Consider the following 16,344-nt stretch of genomic DNA (forward strand, 5'->3'; position numbering starts at 1 on the left):
ATCGGCGCTCACGAACGGTCCTTCACGTAGGGCGCGCCGGAGGCTTTCGGCGGCACGGCGCGGCCGATGAAGCCGGCCAGCAGAATCACGGTGAGGATATAGGGCAAAGCCTGGATCGCCTGAACCGGGATCGCGCCGACGCCTGGCAGGCTGGCGCCCTGAAGCCTGAGCGCCATGGCGTCGAGGAAGCCGAACAGCAGGCAGGCGCCGAGCGCGGCCCAGGGCCGCCACTTCGCGAAGACCAGCGCGGCGAGGGCGATATAGCCCTTGCCGGCGGTCATGTCGGGCACGAATCCGGCCGATTGCGCGATGGAGAGATAGGCGCCGCCAAAGCCGCAGAAGATGCCCGCGACCAGCACGGCTGAATAGCGCAGCCGCGCCACCGACAGGCCGGCGGTCTCGACGGCGGCGGGGTTCTCGCCGCTCGCGCGCAGGCGGAGGCCCCAGCGCGTGCGGAACATCAGGAACGCCGTCAGCGGTACCAGCAGGAAGGCCGCATAGACCAGCAGCGAATGACCGGAAACGACCTCGGCATAGAAACTGCCGGCAAAGGGCACCGCATCGGCGACGCCCGCCAGCGGCAGCGCGACCTCGCCGAAGCGCGCCTCGCCGGCAAGCTGCGGCGTGCGGCCGCCCTGTCCGAACCAGGCATTGCCGAGGACGGCGGTGAGGCCGGCAGCGAGGAAGTTCAGCGCCATGCCCGAGACGATCTGGTTGCCGTTCCAGGTGATCGTGGCAAAGCCGTGGACGAGCGCGAAGGCCACGGAGGCGACGATGCCCGCGAGCAGGCCCAGCCACGGATTGGGAACGACCGCAACGATAGCGGCGGCGGCAAAGGCGGCGGCCAGCATCTTGCCTTCGAGGCCGATATCGACAACGCCCGCCCGCTCCGACCAGAGCCCCGCGAGGCAGGCGAAGATCAGCGGCGTTGCGAGCCGCACCGCGCTGTCGAGCGCCGCGAGAGGGGCGAGCCAGCCGCTCATGCCGGCACCGCCTTGCGGCCGAGCCGCTGCGCGAGCGCGAGGCCGCCATGGCGGACCATGCCCTCGAGCGCGCCGGAGAACAGGATGACGAGGCCCTGGATCACCACGATCATGTCGCGGGTGATGGCGGGCTTCTCGAACGAGAGTTCCGCGCCGCCCTGCGCCAGCACGCCGAACAGCAGCGCCGCGGCGAGGATGCCGGCGGGATGGCCGCGCCCCATCAGCGCCACGGCGATGCCGACGAACCCCGCGCCGGCAGCGAATTCGTTGATCAGCCGGCCCTGCACGCCGAGGATCTCGTTGGTCGCCATCAGGCCGGCAAGCGCACCGGACAGCGCGAGCGCGATGACCGTGACGCGCGCAGGAGAGATGCCGGCATAGGCCGCGGCCTCCGCATTCGCGCCAACCGTGCGGATGGCGTAGCCGAGTCGGGTGCGCCAGATCAGCACCCATACGGCAAGGCAGGCGACAAGCGCCATCGCAAAGGAGAGGTTGAGCGGGGTGCGCGGCAGATCGATCCCGAACCGCGCGGCGAGGTCGGCGAGCGAGGGCAGCCGCGCCGCCGGCGGGAGCGCTGCCGTTTCCAGCGCCATCGAGCCGGCCATGCGCAGCGGTCCCGCGAGCAGATAGACCAGCAACGCCCCGGCGATGAAGTTGAACATGATGGTTGTGATGACGATGTGGCTGCCGCGATAGGCCTGCAGCCAGCCGGGAATGGCGGCCCATGCCGCTCCGCCGAGCGCGGCGCCGAGGATCGCCAAGGGCAGCAGGAGCGGCCAGGGCAGGCCCGGCAGCGCCAGCGCCACCAGCGCCGCGCCGAGGCCGCCCATCAGCGCCTGCCCCTCCCCGCCGATATTGAAATGGCCGGCATGAAAGGCGACGGCGACCGCCAGCCCGGTGAACACGAAGCTGGTCGCGTAGTGCAGCGTGTAACCGATGCCGTTGCCAGAGCCGAGCGCCCCGCGGAAGGCAATGCCTGCCGCCTCGACGGGGCTCTCCCCGATGGCGAGCACGAGCAGGCCGGCGGCAGCCAGCGCGATGGCGACATTCACGAGCGGCAGGACAAGGCCAAGCCAGCGGGGCGGGAGCGTCACGCGGCCCTCCCGTGGAGGCCCGCCATCATCAGCCCGAGTTCGGTCTCGTCGGTTTCGCCTGCGTGGCGCTCGCCGACGACGCGCCCGCCGCACATGACGAGGATGCGGTCGGACAGGGCGAGGATCTCGTCGAGCTCGCTCGACACCAGCAGGATCGCCGCGCCGGCATCGCGCAGCGCCATCAAGCGGGCATGAATGAACGCGATGGCCCCGACATCGACGCCACGGGTCGGCTGGCCGACGAGAAGGAGCCTGGGCGCGCGTTCCATCTCGCGCGCGAGAACCAGCTTCTGCTGGTTGCCGCCGGAGAACAGGGCCGTGGCAAGGATCGGCGCGCGCGGCCGGATGTCGAAGCTCTTCATCCGGGCCTCGCAATCGGCGATCTCGGCGGCGCGATCGAGGAACGGGCCGGGCCCGAAGGCCGGCTCTGGCGTGCAGCCGAGCACGGCGCTGTCAGCCGCGTCGAAGGCGGCAACGAGGCCACGCCTGAGGCGGTCTTCCGGCACGTGTCTGAGGCCCCGTTCGCGCAGCGCCAAGGGATCCTCGTCCGGCCGGATCGGAACCTCGTCGAGCAGGATGCGGCCGCTGGTCGGCTGGCGCAGCCCGGCGAGAATGTCGAGCAGCTCGGACTGGCCATTGCCGGAGACGCCAGCCACCCCGACGATCTCGCCGGCCCGCACCTGGAAACTGGCATCGTCGAGCCGCCTCTGCCCGCGTGCGTCGATCAGCGACAGGCCCTCGACGGTCAGCACCGTGACGCCGGGCGGCCGCGCCTTGCGATCGGGGTCGAAGAGGACGGAGCGGCCGACCATCAGCTCGGCAAGTTCGCGCGGGCTGGTGGCGGCGGTCGTCAGGGTCGCCACCATTTCGCCGCGTCGCATGACCGAGACATGATCGGTCACGGCCATGATCTCCTTCAGCTTGTGGGTGACGAGGACGATGGAACGGCCCTCGCCCGCCAGCCGGCGCAGCAGCACGAACAGCCGCTCCGCTTCCTGTGGTGTCAGCACGGCGGTCGGCTCGTCGAGGATCAGGATTTCCGCACCCTTGACCAGCGCCTTGACGATCTCGACGCGCTGGAGCTCGCCAACCGACAGGTCGGCGATGCGCGCGTCGGGGTCGATCGCAAGGCCATAGGCTTCTGCGAGTTCGGCGAGGCGCGCCCTTACGCCGCGTTCGGCCTTCGCCGTCAGGAAGCCCGTCGCCATGCCGAGCATGACGTTCTCGACCACGGTGAAGGCCTCCACCAGCATGAAGTGCTGATGGACCATGCCGATGCCGAGCCGGATGGCATCGGCCGGCGAACCGATCGCCACCTCGCGCCCGTTGACGGCGATGGTGCCGGCATCCGCGGCGTGGAAGCCATAGAGGATCGACATCAGCGTCGACTTGCCCGCGCCGTTCTCGCCGACGAGACCATGGATCGAACCGCGCGCCACCGTGAAGTCGACCGCCCTGTTCGCCGCCGCCGCGCCGAAGCGCTTGTCGATGCCGCCCATGGCGACGGCGGGCGCGGGCCCGGTCATCGCACAGCCGCCGTCATGGCAAAATCCCTGTCATGACAAGACCGCGATCATGGATCGATCACCATGCCGTCCTCGGCGCATTCGAGCGTCGCCTTCTCGCGGTTGGCCAGCATCTGCGGGCCCATATGGGTGAGCACGATGCGCCTCGCGGCAAGGTCCGGCAGGCGGCTTTCCAGTGTCTTCCAGTCGAGGTGGTTCTTCAGCGGGATGTCGTAGGTGTAGCACTCGACGAGCAGCGCATCGGCGCCGGCCGCGAGCGGCACGAGCGCATCGGTCCAGGCGCTGTCGCCGCCATAGGCGAACACCTTGCCGTCCGCAGCCAGCCGGTAGCCGAGGCACGGGCCGGCACGCGGGTCGTGCACCATCGGAAAGGCAATGACGCCGATCCCGGCGACCTCGGCCGGCATGTCCGGCGCGACTTCCTGATAGGTCACCTCGAAGGGATAGGCATTGCCGGACGAACCGGGAAACGCTGCCTCCATGGCTGCCTTCGCCCATTCGGCGACGCGCTTGGGGCCGGCGATCAGCAACGGCGCGCGGCGGCGGACATTGAACAGGGCATCGAGCATGAAGGCGGGCAGGCCGCCGAAATGGTCGCCGTGGAAATGCGTGAACAGGATCGCCTGGATCGCATTGCGGTCGATGCCCGCGCGATTGATCGCGGTCATGGAACCGGCGCCGCAATCGACAAGAATGTTCGCGCCGGCGACGGTCGTCACATGGAGGCAAGTGGAGAAGCGGCCACCCGAGCCGAAGGCATCGCCCGAACCGACAATTGTAACCTGCATGCTTCAGCGCACCGGACAGTCGCCGGCGGCCATCACGTCATGGACGCGCAGCCGGCCGGCGCGGATGTCATCGGCCGCCTTCACGACGGCCTCGCGCATGGCCGGCGTGATCAGCGGGCGATTGTGTTCGTCGTCGGCCCAGTCGACGCCGTTCTCGGCAAGACCGAGAACCGTGGTTCCGGACGACCAGCGCCCCTCGCGGCCGGCCACCAGCGCCGCATGGATGGCGACGTCGACGCGCTTCAGCATGGAGGTCAAGACGCGGCCGGGATGCAGGGCGTTCTGGTTCGAATCGACACCGATGCCGAGCTTGCCGGAATCAGCCGTTGCCTGCAGCACGCCGATGCCGGTGGCGCCGGCGGCGTGGTAGACGACGTCCGCCCCTTGGGCGATCTGGCTGCGCGCCAGTTCACCGCCGCGAACGGGATCCGAAAAGGCCGCTCCCGTCGTGCCCGTCATGTTCTGGATGACGCGGATGTCGGCGCGGCCGGCGCGCGCGCCCTGCACATAGCCGCAGGCGAACTTGCGGATCAGCGGGATGTCCATGCCGCCGACGAAGCCGATGGCGCCGGTCTGCGACTTCATCGCCGCGAGGAGCCCGACGAGATAGGAGCCCTCGTGCTCGCGGAACAGGATGTTCTGGACGTTGGGGCGGTCCACCGTCGCGTCGATGATGACGAAGCGCGTATTGGGAAACTCGCCCGCGACCTTTTCCATGGCGGCGCGGAAGGCGAAGCCGACCGCGATGATCGGATTCTGGCCGCGCTGGGCGAAGGTGCGCAGCGCCTGTTCGCGCTGGGTATCGTTGCGGATCTCGAACTCGCGATAGGCGATGCCGGTCTCGGCCTTGAAGCGCTCGGCGCCGGTGAAGGCGGCCTCGTTGAAACTCTTGTCGAAGCGCCCGCCGAGATCGTAGACGAGCGCGGGGGCGAAGGACTGGGCCAGCGCACCCACGGTTGCACCGATCACGAGGAGAACCGTCGCGGCAAGCCGCTGGAGCCAGAGAGCCATCGCCGTCGTCCCTTCGCGCACTCGCGCCGCCAGGCAGCCTGAAACAGGCAGTCTGGCACGCGGCCCCGTCCTGTCCAGCCCAAAAGCCGCCGGTATCCGCAAACCTGGCGCAGCGCATCGCTTGCCGATATGACCGTAGCAAATGCACGCCTCGTCCCCGCGCTGCCCGGATGACAGCACGGCATCGCCTGTGCAGAGTCCATGTCCCCCGATGAGGCCGGAACATCCATGACCAAGACCGAAACGCTCAGCATGCCCGGCCTGTCCGCGCCCGGCACCATCGGGATCGATGCCAACGGCATTCCGCACATCCGGGCCGGGAACGAGCCGGACCTGTTCTTCCTTCAGGGCTTCCACGCCGCCCGCGAGCGGCTGTTCCAGATCGACCTGTTCCGCAAGCGCGGGCTCGGCCTGCTCGCCGCCGATTTCGGCCCCGGCTATCTCGAACAGGACCGCGCGTCGCGGCTGTTCCTCTATCGCGGCGACGCGGAAGCCGAGTTCGCCGCCTACGGACCAGAAGCCAAGGCGAACTTCACCGCCTTCGCCAACGGCATCAACGCCTTCGTCGCGATGACCGAAAAGGACCCCTCGCTGCTGCCGTTCGAGTTCGGCCTGCTCGGCACGAAGCCGGCGAAATGGGCGCCCGAGGATGTTTCGCGCGTGCGCACGCATTCGCTCTCGCGCAACGCCCTGTCCGAGATCCTCCGTTGCCAGGTTCTCGCCAAGGCCGACCACCGCACCGACCTGCTGCGCCGCTATCTGGAGCCCAGGGTGACGCCGGTCGTGCCGGAAGGGCTCGATCCCGCCTCGGTGCCCATGGCCGTGCTCGACATCGTCAAGCTCGCCACCGCCAACGCCACCTTCTCGAAGGAGCGTCTCGCGGCGAAGCTGGAGGACGCGCCGAAATGGCGGGTCACCACCGACCTGCTCGAAGTGGTGCTCGACGCGCAATATACCGGCTCGAACAACTGGGCCATCCACGGCTCGAAGACCGATACCGGTTTGCCGATCCTCGGCTCGGACCCGCACCGCCTTCACGGCATGCCATCGCTGCGCTCGATCGTGCACCTGACCTGTCCGGGCCTCGACGTGGTCGGCGCGGGCGAGCCTTCGGTGCCCGGCGTGATGATCGGCCATAACGGCACCATGGCCTGGGGCCTGACCATCTTCTACATCGACCAGGAAGATCTTTACGTCTACGAGACCAATCCCGACGATCCCGAACTCTACCGCTACCAGGGCGGCTGGGAGCGGTTCCGGACCGTCGAGGAGCGCGTCGCGGTCAAGGGCCATCCGGACCAGGTCCTGGCGCTGAAGTTCACCCGCCACGGACCGGTCGTGCATACCGACACCAAGGCGAACCGCGCCTATGCGGTCCGCTCGGCCGGCTTCGAGCCGGGCACCGCGCCCTATCTGATCGCCCACAAGCTGATGCGCGCGAAATCGCTGGACCAGTTCCGCGCGGCGGCGGTGACCTGGGGCACGCCGTCCTGCAACCTCGTCTATGCCGACAAGGCCGGCGACATCGCCTGGATGCCTGCCGGCATCAACCCGATCCGCCCGAACTGGGACGGTCTGCTGCCGGTTCCCGGCGACGGCCGCTACGAATGGGCCGGCTGGCGCGACCGCGCGGCAGCTCCGCTGGTGCGCAACCCCCCTCACGGCTTCGTCTTCTCCGCCAACGAGATGAACGTGCCGGACGGCTGGGACCATCAGGCCTATCCGTTCGGCTTCGAATGGGTGGACCGCGCCCGCGCGACCCGCATCGAGGAAGTGCTGTCATCGGTCTCGCCACATACGCTCGCAACCTCGCGCGCCTTGCAGACCGACGTCGTGTCGATCCCGGCACGCCGCCTCGGCAAGCTCCTGTCGGGCCTTGCCAGCACCGACGCCGATACGGCCGCCGCGCTCGCCCTGCTCGCCGGCTGGGATCATGCGCTGACGAAGGAGACCGGCGCCGGCGCGCTGTTCGAACTCTGGTGGTCGCGCCACCTCAAGAGGGGGCTGTGGAACGCGCTCGTCGCGCCCGATCTCCACGCCCTGATGGTGCCCGGCGACGTCGATGGCACATTGGAGGCGCTCGAGCAGCCCGACGACCGGTTCGGCGCGAACCCCGCGCAGGGCCGCGACGCGCTCCTGCTCCGCTCGCTGGGGGCCGCCTATGCCGAGATGAAGACGCTGCTCGGCCCCGATCCGGCCGGTTGGGCCTGGGGCAAGCTGCACCACGGCTATTTCGAGCATCCGCTGACCTTCCTGCTGCCGCCGGACACGGCCAAGGCCTGGTCCATCGGGCCGCTGCCGCATCAGGGATCGGGCGTGACGCCGATGCATACCGGCTATCGTCCCAACGACTTCCGGACGATGATGGGCTCGTCGTTCCGCTTCGTTGCCGACCTCGCCGATCTCGATCGCTCGGTGGTGGTCAACACGCCCGGCCAGTCCGGCGACCCGAATTCGCCGCACTACCGCGACCTGTTCGAAACCTGGATCAAGGGCGACTACGTGCCGCTGCCCTATTCGGCTTCGGCGGTCGATGCCGCGCTGGAGAGTCGCACGCTGTTCACGCCCGGCTGATGCCGGGAGCCATATTTCGGCGGCGGCAACATTGCCGCCGGTGAAAGGGGTGTGGCTGAAACGGGCCTTTCCTAGCCTGCCTGGGTTCAGTCGCAGACAGGTGCCCCCATGCCGAACAATGACGCCCTCGCCGCGCTCAATCGTGCCCTGGCCGCGATCGATGTCATGATCCGCAGCGGCAAAGGCAGCGGCGGGCGCCTGCCGGAACTCGCGCGCGAGGCGCGCGAGAACGCCGATCGCCTTGCCGGCCCGGCGCGCTTCTCATCGCGCGGCGACGAGATCGGCTGCGACTGGTCCGCGCCGGAACAGACCTGAAGTCTCCTTGCGCGAGGATGCAACAAGCCCGCGTCGCGGGTTTACACCGAACCAGGCTCAGACCGGCAGGCTGGCGGTCGCCTTCACTTCCTCCATCACGGCATAGGTCCGCGTCTCGCGCACACCCGGCAGCGACAGCAGGACATCGCCGAGGAAGATGCGGTAGGCCGCCATGTCGGCGACGCGCGTCTTGACGAGATAATCGAAGCCGCCAGCCACCAGATGGCATTCCAGCACGTCGGGCGCGCGCGCCACCGCAGCCGAGAAGCGGTCGAAGACATCCGGCGTGGTCTTGTCCAGCGTCACCTCGACGAAGACGAGGAAGCCGCGGCCGAGCTTCACCGGATCAAGCCGCGCACCATAGCCGGCGATGATGCCCTCGCGGGTGAGCCGTTTCACCCTTTCGCTCGTGGCGGTCGGCGACAGGCCGACGCGCTCGGCCAGTTCCACATTGGAGATCCGTCCGTCCTGCTGAAGCAGGCGGAGCAGCTTGCGGTCTAGGTTGTCGAGCGGAGCGGTCATGGCAGGCGGCGATAGTCTCTGTAAATGTGTATCATTGTAGAGATTATCACTGTCAAACTGGAAAACAATCTATCGAAACACATGACATGCTGGCTTATGGTAGAGATATCGAACGCCAAACACTGAGATCCCCCGTGCCATCCAAGCCTTCCTTCGACGCTCCCTATGCCGAAGCTGACGAGGCCATTGCCGCCCGGCTGCTGGCGGAAGCCGGCCTTCCCGCAGCCGCGGAGGCGCGGATCGATGCCCATGCGCGGCAGCTGATCGCGGCGATCCGCGCCAGGTCGGGCGGGCTGGGCGGCATCGAGGACTTCCTGCGCGAATATTCGCTGACCACCAAGGAGGGCCTCGCCCTCATGGTTCTGGCCGAGGCGCTGCTCCGCGTGCCGGATTCGCGCACCGCCGATGCGCTCATCGAGGACAAGCTGTCGGGCACCGACTGGGCGCATCGCGCGACCAAGTCCGAGGCCTGGCTGGTATCGGCCTCCGCCTGGGCGCTCGGCGTCACAGCCCGCGTCATCCATCCCGGCGAGACGCCCGAAGGCATCCTGGAAACGATCGGCAAGCGGCTGGGACTGCCGACCGTGCGCGCGGCGACCCGGCAGGCCATGCGCCTGCTCGGCTCGCATTTCGTGCTGGGCCAGACGATCGCCGAGGCGCTCGGCCGGGCCGGCGCGGCGCGCCGCTTCCGCTACTCCTACGACATGCTCGGCGAGGGCGCGCGCACCGCCGGGGATGCCGCGCGCTACTTCGCCTCCTACCGCGACGCCATCGAGGCCATCGGCAAGACCGCCGGCAACGAGACGCTGCCCAACCGGCCCGGCATATCCGTGAAGCTCTCCGCGCTGCATCCGCGCTACGAGGCGGTCAGCCACGCGCGCGTCATGGCCGAACTGGTGCCGCAGATTCTGAAGCTCGCGGAAGCCGCGAAGGCACACGACCTCAATTTCACCATCGACGCCGAGGAGGCCGACCGGCTGGAACTGTCGCTGGAGGTAATCGAGGCGGTGCTGGCTTCGCCCTCGCTCGCCGGCTGGGACGGGTTCGGCCTTGCCGTTCAGGCCTACCAGAAGCGCGCGCTGGCGGTGATCGAATGGCTGGAGCAGATCGCCGCCCGGCACGACCGCAAGCTCATGGTGCGCCTCGTCAAGGGCGCCTACTGGGACACCGAGGTGAAGCGCGCGCAGGAGCGCGGCCTTGCCGACTACCCGGTCTTTACCCGCAAGCCGATGACCGACCTCAATTACATGGCCTGCGCGCGCCGCCTGCTGGCCGCGCGGCCCCGGCTCTATCCGCAATTCGCCACGCATAACGCGCTGACCATCGCGACGATCCTCGAAGAAGCCGGCGAGTCGCAAGGCTTCGAGTTCCAGCGTCTGCATGGCATGGGCGAAGCGCTCTACGACCAGTTCCTCGCGGACCTGCCGCAGGCGGCTTGTCGGACCTATGCGCCGGTCGGCGGTCATCGCGACCTGCTCGCCTATCTTGTCCGCCGGCTGCTGGAGAACGGCGCCAATTCCTCCTTCGTCTCGGCCTCCGCCGACCCGGCCGTCCCGGTCGAGACGCTGCTGACGCGGCCGCAGAGCTGGATCGGCACCTCTGGTGACGCGCGGCCGCATCGCCTGCCCCTACCCAAGGATCTCTACGCGCCCTCGCGCCTCAACTCGGCGGGCGTCGAGTTCGGTGATCGCGACGCGCTCGCCGCCTTCAGGGCGGAGATCGCGGCGGGAGCAGCGCGCGCGCCAACAGCTGCCCGGCCGCTGGTCGGCGGCAAGGCCATGGCCGGCACGGCGCGGCCGGTCACGAGTCCGGTCGACGGAGGTGCTATCGGCACGGTGGAGGAGGCCGACGCGACGACCGTCGCCGCCGCCTTCGCCGCCGCCGGGCAAGGCTTCCGGCGCTGGAGCCGGACGCCGGTGTCGCGCCGCGCCGAGATTCTCGAAACCCTCGGCGACAGGCTCGAAGCCGAGCGCGGCATGCTCTGTCACCTGCTCGCGCGCGAGGCCGGAAAGACGCTCGACGATGCCGTCGCGGAGATCCGCGAGGCCGTTGACTTCTGCCGCTATTACGCTGCCGAGGCGCGCCGCCATTTCGGCGAGGGCCAGCTCATGCCCGGCCCGACCGGCGAGGAGAACCGTCTGACCCTGCGCGGACGCGGCACCATCGTCTGCATCTCCCCCTGGAATTTCCCGCTCGCCATCTTCCTCGGCCAGGTCGCCGCCGCGCTCGCGGCCGGCAATGCGGTGATCGCCAAGCCGGCAGAGCAGACGCCGCTGATCGCGGCCGCCGCCGTGAAACTCGCGCACGAGGCGGGCGTGCCGGCCGATGCGCTGGCGCTCATGCCCGGCGACGGCAAGGTCGGCGCGCTGCTGACGGCGGACCCGCGCGTCGCCGGCATCGCCTTCACCGGCTCCACCGAGGTCGCGTGGATCATCAACAGGGCGCTGGCGGCCAAGCGCGGCCCCATCGTGCCGCTGATCGCCGAGACCGGCGGCATCAACGCCATGATCGTCGACGCCACGGCCCTGCCCGAACAGGTGAGCGACGACGTCGTGACCTCGGCCTTCCGCTCGGCCGGCCAGCGCTGCTCGGCGCTGCGCCTGCTCTGCCTGCAGGAGGACATTGCCGACCGGATGCTGGAGATGATCCGCGGCGCGGCGGCCGAACTCAGGATCGCCGATCCCGCCGATCCCGCAACCCATGTCGGACCGGTGATCGACGCCGAGGCGAAGGGGAAGCTCGATGCGGTGGTCGCCCGGGCAAAGGCAGAAGGCCGGCTCATCTGGCAGGCGCCCGTTCCCGCCGGTGCGCCGAAGGGCCTGTTCGTGCCGCCCGCCATCGTCCGCGTGACGCGGCCGGAGGATCTAACCGAGGAAGTCTTCGGCCCGGTGCTGCATGTCACGACCTGGAAGGCGGGCGCCCTGCCGCAGCTTCTCGACGGCATCGCCGGCAACGGCACGGGACTGACCCTCGGCGTGCATTCGCGCATCGACACGGTCGCCGAGCAGATCGTCGAGCGGCTCGCCAACGGCAATGTCTACGTCAACCGCAACATGATCGGCGCGGTGGTCGGCACGCAGCCCTTCGGCGGCTCGGCCCTCTCCGGCACCGGGCCGAAGGCCGGCGGGCCGCACTACCTGCCGCGCTTCGCGCTGGAACAGGTCGTCTCGGTCAACACCGCGGCGGCCGGCGGCAATGCCAGCCTGCTGGCGGGCGGCGAAGGCTAGCGCCCGACGCTAGCCCTTGCCCGTCGCCAGCTTCCACAGCCGCCCGTCGATGGCGGCGAGGCCGAGGCCGATGAGGCCCATGCCGGCGAAATGCGTCCATGCCAGCCGCTCGCCGAGGAACAGGCTCGACAGCAGGATCGCCGAGACAGGGATCAGGAACGTGACCAGCAGCAGGTTGGTCGGGCCGGCGCTGTCGAGGATGCGGAAGAAGATGATGTAGGCGAGCGCGGTGGAGAGCGCCGCGAGGCCGAGCACGGCGAGGATGACAGGCCAGCCGGGCATGGCGAGCGTCCATGGCCGGTCAACGATGGCGACGATCGGCAGCATGGCGATGGTCGTCACCGTGAGCTGCCCCCATGCGGTGAAGACCGGGGTCAGCCCCAGCGGCTTGAAGCGCCGGCCCCAGAGCCCCGAGAACGCGTAGGAGATGGCGGCGGCGAGGCAGGCGGCAAGCGCCCAGAGCGGCGTGTCGAGCGCGCCGAAGGCGGCGGGCCCGACCAGCACGACGACCCCGGCGAAACCCGTCAGCACGCCGGCGACCTTGGGCGGCGTCGCCTTCTCGTCGGCCGTGAACAGATGCATGACGATGACCGTGAACAGTGGCGTGGTGGCGTTCAGGATGGCCGCGAGACCGGCGGGAATGGCGGTCTGGCCCCAGAAGATCAGCGAGAACGGGATCAGATTGTTGAGCAGCGCCATGACGGCGAGTGTCGCCCAGACCTCCCGGCTTCGCGGAAAGGCCTGCCCCATGGCCTTGAGGACCGCCAGCAGGACGATCCCGCCAATGCCGACGCGGGCCAGCACCAGCGTCAGCGGCGGCAGACCATCGAGCGCGACACGCACGAAGAAGAACGACCCGCCCCAGAGAACAGAGAGCGCTAGCAGCAGGGCCCATTCGCGGGAGGTCATCGACAGGCCTGTCGGGCAGGAGGAGCGATGCCTATCTTTATCGGCGGATGCAGCCGCCGTCGCCACCCGCTTCCTCCGTTCAGCCCTGCTTCAGCCAGCGCATCCCATGGTCTCGGTTGCAATCATTGACAGGCCGCAATTCTGTGGCAGCGTCATTCATCCGCTGAAATAGACCTTTGATTCGAGCAGGAACGAGGACCACCCGCACACGATGTCCAGCACCATCGAACGACTGCACGAGGCCGTGACCCGGATCAGCCGCAACGTGGCCGATACCTCGCGCACGGCCAAGCTCGTCCAGGGCGGCCGGACCAAGATGGCGAAGAAGCTGGTGGAGGAAGCCTCTGAAGTGTCCCTCGACGCGGTGACCAACGACCGCGAGGCAGTGGTCCGCGAGAGCGCCGACCTGATCTACAACCTCACCGTCCTCTGGGTCGACATGGGCATCTCGCCCGACGACGTCTGGAACGAGATGAAGCGCCGCGAGCAGCTCTATGGCATCGCCGAAAAGCTGCACAAGGGCCCGGTCGCGGTGATCAATGGCGGCGTCACCGTCGGCCCCCAGGGCGACAAGGGCTGAATCCTCGACAAGGGCTGAGCCAGGCAGGCGCCGACCGCCCCCTTGCGCTGGCCCCGTCAGTCCCGCAGGAACAATGGCACATCGACCGGCGGCAGGCGCACCTCGCGATTGACCGCGTTCAGCATGCCGACGGCACGGCGGATCAGCCAGCCGTCCCGCTTGGGACAGGCTTCCGTGGCGAGTTGCTGCGCGGCGCGGATGGTCCGCACCAGTCTCGCCCGCTCGGGCGTCGCGAGACCCGCCCGTTCGACGGTTGCGCGCGTGCGCAGGAACTGGGTGGGATCGGCGCAGATGTCGCCGCGCGGCAGGAATTGCGCGGTCGCGGGACCGGAACCCGCAAGGAGCATCAGCGCGACGGCGGCGGTTCCGACGAGCTTCGCCGCGGCGCTGGCCAGCAGCGCGGGATCGCCGGATACCGCAAGCGTCTTGACCCGCGCCGTCTTGCCCTGAACCACGCTGACCGCCGACCGCGCGACCCCAAGCGACGACGCCACCAGAGCCTCCAGCGCGGCATTGGCCTTGCCGTCCTCCGGCACGGCCCGCACCCGCGCCTTCAGCACGCCCCGACCGTCGGCGAGGCGATCGATGCCGTCGAGTGCGTCACGACCGCCACGTGGCGTCAGGCGCACATCGACCATCAGGCGGCCATCGGCGATCCGGTAGGGCCTGTCGCTCATGCCGCCGCTCAGAACACGTTGGGGTAGATGTAGCGGATGATGACCTGCTGGATCAGGATGATGCCGAGCAGCAGCACGATCGGGGAAATATCCACCGCGCCGAAATTCGGCATCCGCGCCCTGATCGGCGCGAGCACCGGCTCGGTCAGCGCCCGCAGGGTCGTGTCGATCTGGGCGACGACCTGATTGCGGTAGTTCACCACGTTGAAGGCGATCAGCCAGGACATCACCGCCGAGATGATGATGATCCACCAGTAGAGGTTGAGGGCGATCAGGACGACGTCGAGAATGGCTTTCATGGGGCCGCCGTATGCGTGGAGCGTCTGGGCCCCGATTTATGGGGTCCAGCGGCGCAAGGGGCAAGCGGCAGCTTCACCGCACCTGTTCAGCCCGCCGCGAAGGACGAGCGCTGCGCCCAGCCGGTCATCCGGTTCTCCAGCCAGACGGTGGCCATGTACATGGCGACGCCGAGGATCGCGAGGGCGATGAGGGATGCGAACAGCAGCGGCACGTTGAAGTCGGCGGAGGCGCGCGCCATCAGGTTGCCGATGCCGAAACGCGAGGCGTTATATTCGGCGATGACCGAGCCGATATAGGCCAGCGTGATCGCGACCTTCAGCGAGCCGAAGAAATAGGGCAGCGAGCGCGGAATCCCGATCTTGGTCATGATCTGGAACTTGGTGGCGCCGAGCGCCTTCATGACGTCCTCGGTCTCGGGCTCGATCGTGGCGAGACCCGTCGCGACGTTCACGACGATGGGAAAGAACGAGATCATGAACGCGGTCAGCACGGCGGGAAGCCAGCCGACGCCGAACCAGATGACGAGGATCGGCACCACGGCGACTTTCGGCACCGTGTTGAAGCCGACCAGCAGCGGATAGAATCCCGCGTAGAAGAACCGGCTGGCGCCGAAGAGCAGGCCGAGCGCGATGCCGAAGGCGACCGCCAGGCCGAAGCCGGCAATGGTCATCCAGGCCGTATGGAACGAGTGCAGGCCGATCTGGCGCCGGAACTGCCAGAGCGAGATGGCGATATCGCTCGGCGCGGGCAGCACGAAGGTCGAGATCGACAGCGCCTTGCAGAACAGTTCCCACAGCAGGAACGTTCCGGCCGTGCAGATCAGCGGGGCAAGTTGCAGCGACAGCTTGGCGCGATCGGTCGCGCCGGACATCAGCACCTTCGCGAAGATCCACGCGACATAGGCGCCGCAGGCAATGACCAGCGCCACGGGCCAGCTGGTCAGAAGAAAATCCGCGATCGCGTCCATGGTCTGCCTTATGCGGTCGCGCGCGCTTCCGCGATGCGGGCGCGCAGGTCATGGACGATGTCGGAGAATTGCGGGGTGTAGGTGATTTCGATGTCGCGCGGACGGGCGAACTCGACCTCCCGCTCGGCGATGATCTTTCCCGGGCGCGACGACATGCAGAAGATGCGGTCGGCGAGGAACACCGCCTCGCGCAGGTCGTGGGTGACGAGGATCACCGTCAGCGTGCCGGACATGCGCGCGTGCAGGTCGCGGATGACGCACCACAGCTCCTCGCGCGTGAAGGCGTCGAGCGCGCCGAAGGGCTCGTCGAGCATGAGCAGCTTGGGCTCGTGGATCAGCGCCCGGCACAGCGAGGCGCGCTGCTGCATGCCACCCGAGAGCTGCCAGGGGAACTTGGCGCCGGCGCCCTTCAGCCCGACCGATTCGAGCAGGGCCTCGGCCTTGGCGACATATTCGGCCTTGTGCTTCCTGAGCCGCGAGCGGTGCGGCTCGACGATCTCCAGCGGCAGCATCAGGTTTTCCAGCGTCGTGCGCCACGGCAGCAGCGTCGGCGCCTGGAAGGCCATGCCCGCCATCTTCACGGGATCGCGGACTTCCTTGCCGTCGACGACGACCGCGCCCTTCTGGGGGAATTGCAACCCGGTCGCCAGTTTCATCAGCGTCGACTTGCCGCAGCCCGAGGGGCCGACGACAGCGGCGAACTCCCCCTCGTTGACCTTGATGTCGAGGCTGTCGACGGCAAGCGTGCCGCCGGTCGCATAGGTGTGGCTGACGCCGGTCAGTTCGACGAAGGGACGCAAGGAGATGTCACTTTCGGCCTGAATTGGGGCAAGGGCATTCGCGCCCCCGCAAGCTCAAGATCGAAGCAAGG

14 protein-coding genes and 1 pseudogene are annotated in these 16,344 nt (G+C 68.6%); 4 read left to right on the forward strand and 11 right to left on the reverse strand.

Features of this window, described 5'->3' with window-relative positions; genetic code table 11:
- Nucleotides 1-8 precede the first annotated feature (8 nt).
- Genes JNK84_RS19240 through JNK84_RS19260 form a run of 5 tightly spaced genes read right to left on the reverse strand, consistent with a single transcriptional unit; the run spans nt 9 to nt 5,402 of the window.
- Complete coding sequence (locus JNK84_RS19240; RefSeq protein WP_293426849.1) at nt 9-983, reverse strand: ABC transporter permease; 975 nt, start codon at nt 981-983, stop codon at nt 9-11.
- Nucleotides 980-2,077, reverse strand: coding sequence for an ABC transporter permease (locus JNK84_RS19245; protein WP_293426852.1), 1,098 nt, complete (start codon nt 2,075-2,077; stop codon nt 980-982). The genes JNK84_RS19240 and JNK84_RS19245 overlap by 4 nt, the downstream gene beginning before the upstream one ends.
- Nucleotides 2,074-3,603 (reverse strand): ABC transporter ATP-binding protein, encoded by a 1,530-nt coding sequence (locus JNK84_RS19250; protein WP_293426855.1) that lies wholly within the window; start codon nt 3,601-3,603, stop codon nt 2,074-2,076. Before JNK84_RS19250 ends, JNK84_RS19245 begins: the two co-directional genes overlap by 4 nt.
- Before the next feature lie 47 nt (nt 3,604-3,650).
- Complete coding sequence (locus tag JNK84_RS19255; RefSeq protein ID WP_293426858.1) at nt 3,651-4,391, reverse strand: MBL fold metallo-hydrolase; 741 nt, start codon at nt 4,389-4,391, stop codon at nt 3,651-3,653.
- 3 nt (nt 4,392-4,394) lie between these two features.
- Nucleotides 4,395-5,402, reverse strand: a complete 1,008-nt coding sequence (locus JNK84_RS19260) for a BMP family lipoprotein (RefSeq protein ID WP_293426861.1) — start codon at nt 5,400-5,402, stop codon at nt 4,395-4,397.
- A 228-nt stretch (nt 5,403-5,630) separates the two neighbouring features.
- Here JNK84_RS19260 and JNK84_RS19265 point away from each other — a divergent pair, with 228 nt between their 5' ends.
- Nucleotides 5,631-7,976 carry a penicillin acylase family protein gene (locus tag JNK84_RS19265; RefSeq protein WP_293426864.1) on the forward strand — a complete coding sequence of 782 codons (2,346 nt, stop codon included), beginning with the start codon at nt 5,631-5,633 and terminating at the stop codon, nt 7,974-7,976.
- A 108-nt stretch (nt 7,977-8,084) separates the two neighbouring features.
- Entirely contained in the window at nt 8,085-8,291 is a 207-nt protein-coding gene (locus tag JNK84_RS19270) for a hypothetical protein (RefSeq protein WP_293426867.1), read from the forward strand.
- Nucleotides 8,292-8,348: 57 nt separating this feature from the next.
- On the opposite strand, the gene JNK84_RS19275 is transcribed toward JNK84_RS19270, so the two are convergent.
- The gene (locus JNK84_RS19275; RefSeq protein ID WP_293426870.1) at nt 8,349-8,813 is read right to left on the reverse strand and encodes an Lrp/AsnC ligand binding domain-containing protein; all 465 of its coding nucleotides are present in this window, start codon (nt 8,811-8,813) and stop codon (nt 8,349-8,351) included.
- An 86-nt stretch (nt 8,814-8,899) separates the two neighbouring features.
- Between JNK84_RS19275 and putA the strand changes: the two genes are divergently transcribed.
- The gene (putA, locus tag JNK84_RS19280; RefSeq protein WP_441343274.1) at nt 8,900-12,040 is read left to right on the forward strand and encodes a bifunctional proline dehydrogenase/L-glutamate gamma-semialdehyde dehydrogenase PutA; all 3,141 of its coding nucleotides are present in this window, start codon (nt 8,900-8,902) and stop codon (nt 12,038-12,040) included.
- Between the two features lie 9 nt (nt 12,041-12,049).
- Here putA and JNK84_RS19285 read toward each other — a convergent pair whose 3' ends face one another.
- Nucleotides 12,050-12,949, reverse strand: coding sequence for a DMT family transporter (locus JNK84_RS19285; protein ID WP_293426876.1), 900 nt, complete (start codon nt 12,947-12,949; stop codon nt 12,050-12,052).
- 211 nt (nt 12,950-13,160) lie between these two features.
- Between JNK84_RS19285 and hisE the strand changes: the two genes are divergently transcribed.
- Nucleotides 13,161-13,529 (forward strand): phosphoribosyl-ATP diphosphatase, encoded by a 369-nt coding sequence (hisE, locus tag JNK84_RS19290; RefSeq protein WP_293426879.1) that lies wholly within the window; start codon nt 13,161-13,163, stop codon nt 13,527-13,529.
- 365 nt (nt 13,530-13,894) lie between these two features.
- Here the strand turns inward: hisE and JNK84_RS23575 are convergent.
- The 4 genes and pseudogenes from JNK84_RS23575 to JNK84_RS19310 form a co-directional block, all read right to left on the reverse strand.
- Nucleotides 13,895-14,206: pseudogene (locus JNK84_RS23575) on the reverse strand (DUF167 family protein); the annotation flags it as partial.
- A gap of 8 nt (nt 14,207-14,214) precedes the next feature.
- The gene (locus tag JNK84_RS19300; protein ID WP_293426882.1) at nt 14,215-14,505 is read right to left on the reverse strand and encodes a YggT family protein; all 291 of its coding nucleotides are present in this window, start codon (nt 14,503-14,505) and stop codon (nt 14,215-14,217) included.
- A gap of 86 nt (nt 14,506-14,591) precedes the next feature.
- A complete protein-coding gene (locus JNK84_RS19305) occupies nt 14,592-15,473 on the reverse strand; it encodes an ABC transporter permease (protein WP_293426885.1) in 882 nt (293 codons plus the stop codon).
- 8 nt (nt 15,474-15,481) lie between these two features.
- Nucleotides 15,482-16,273, reverse strand: a complete 792-nt coding sequence (locus JNK84_RS19310) for an ABC transporter ATP-binding protein (RefSeq protein WP_293426888.1) — start codon at nt 16,271-16,273, stop codon at nt 15,482-15,484.
- Nucleotides 16,274-16,344 lie beyond the last annotated feature (71 nt).

Origin of the sequence: Phreatobacter sp. (assembly GCF_016793595.1) — a bacterium.
GTDB lineage: Bacteria > Pseudomonadota > Alphaproteobacteria > Rhizobiales > Phreatobacteraceae > Phreatobacter.

Coding starts and splice junctions, on each gene's coding strand:
- JNK84_RS19240 (WP_293426849.1), bottom strand. CDS start 983: ATGAGCGGCTGGCTCGCCCCTCTCGCGGCGCTCGACAGCGCGGTGCGG.
- JNK84_RS19250 (WP_293426855.1), bottom strand. CDS start 3,603: ATGACCGGGCCCGCGCCCGCCGTCGCCATGGGCGGCATCGACAAGCGC.
- JNK84_RS19255 (WP_293426858.1), bottom strand. CDS start 4,391: ATGCAGGTTACAATTGTCGGTTCGGGCGATGCCTTCGGCTCGGGTGGC.
- JNK84_RS19260 (WP_293426861.1), bottom strand. CDS start 5,402: ATGGCTCTCTGGCTCCAGCGGCTTGCCGCGACGGTTCTCCTCGTGATC.
- JNK84_RS19265 (WP_293426864.1), top strand. CDS start 5,631: ATGACCAAGACCGAAACGCTCAGCATGCCCGGCCTGTCCGCGCCCGGC.
- JNK84_RS19270 (WP_293426867.1), top strand. CDS start 8,085: ATGCCGAACAATGACGCCCTCGCCGCGCTCAATCGTGCCCTGGCCGCG.
- JNK84_RS19275 (WP_293426870.1), bottom strand. CDS start 8,813: ATGACCGCTCCGCTCGACAACCTAGACCGCAAGCTGCTCCGCCTGCTT.
- putA (WP_441343274.1), top strand. CDS start 8,900: ATGCTGGCTTATGGTAGAGATATCGAACGCCAAACACTGAGATCCCCC.
- JNK84_RS19285 (WP_293426876.1), bottom strand. CDS start 12,949: ATGACCTCCCGCGAATGGGCCCTGCTGCTAGCGCTCTCTGTTCTCTGG.
- hisE (WP_293426879.1), top strand. CDS start 13,161: ATGTCCAGCACCATCGAACGACTGCACGAGGCCGTGACCCGGATCAGC.
- JNK84_RS19300 (WP_293426882.1), bottom strand. CDS start 14,505: ATGAAAGCCATTCTCGACGTCGTCCTGATCGCCCTCAACCTCTACTGG.
- JNK84_RS19305 (WP_293426885.1), bottom strand. CDS start 15,473: ATGGACGCGATCGCGGATTTTCTTCTGACCAGCTGGCCCGTGGCGCTG.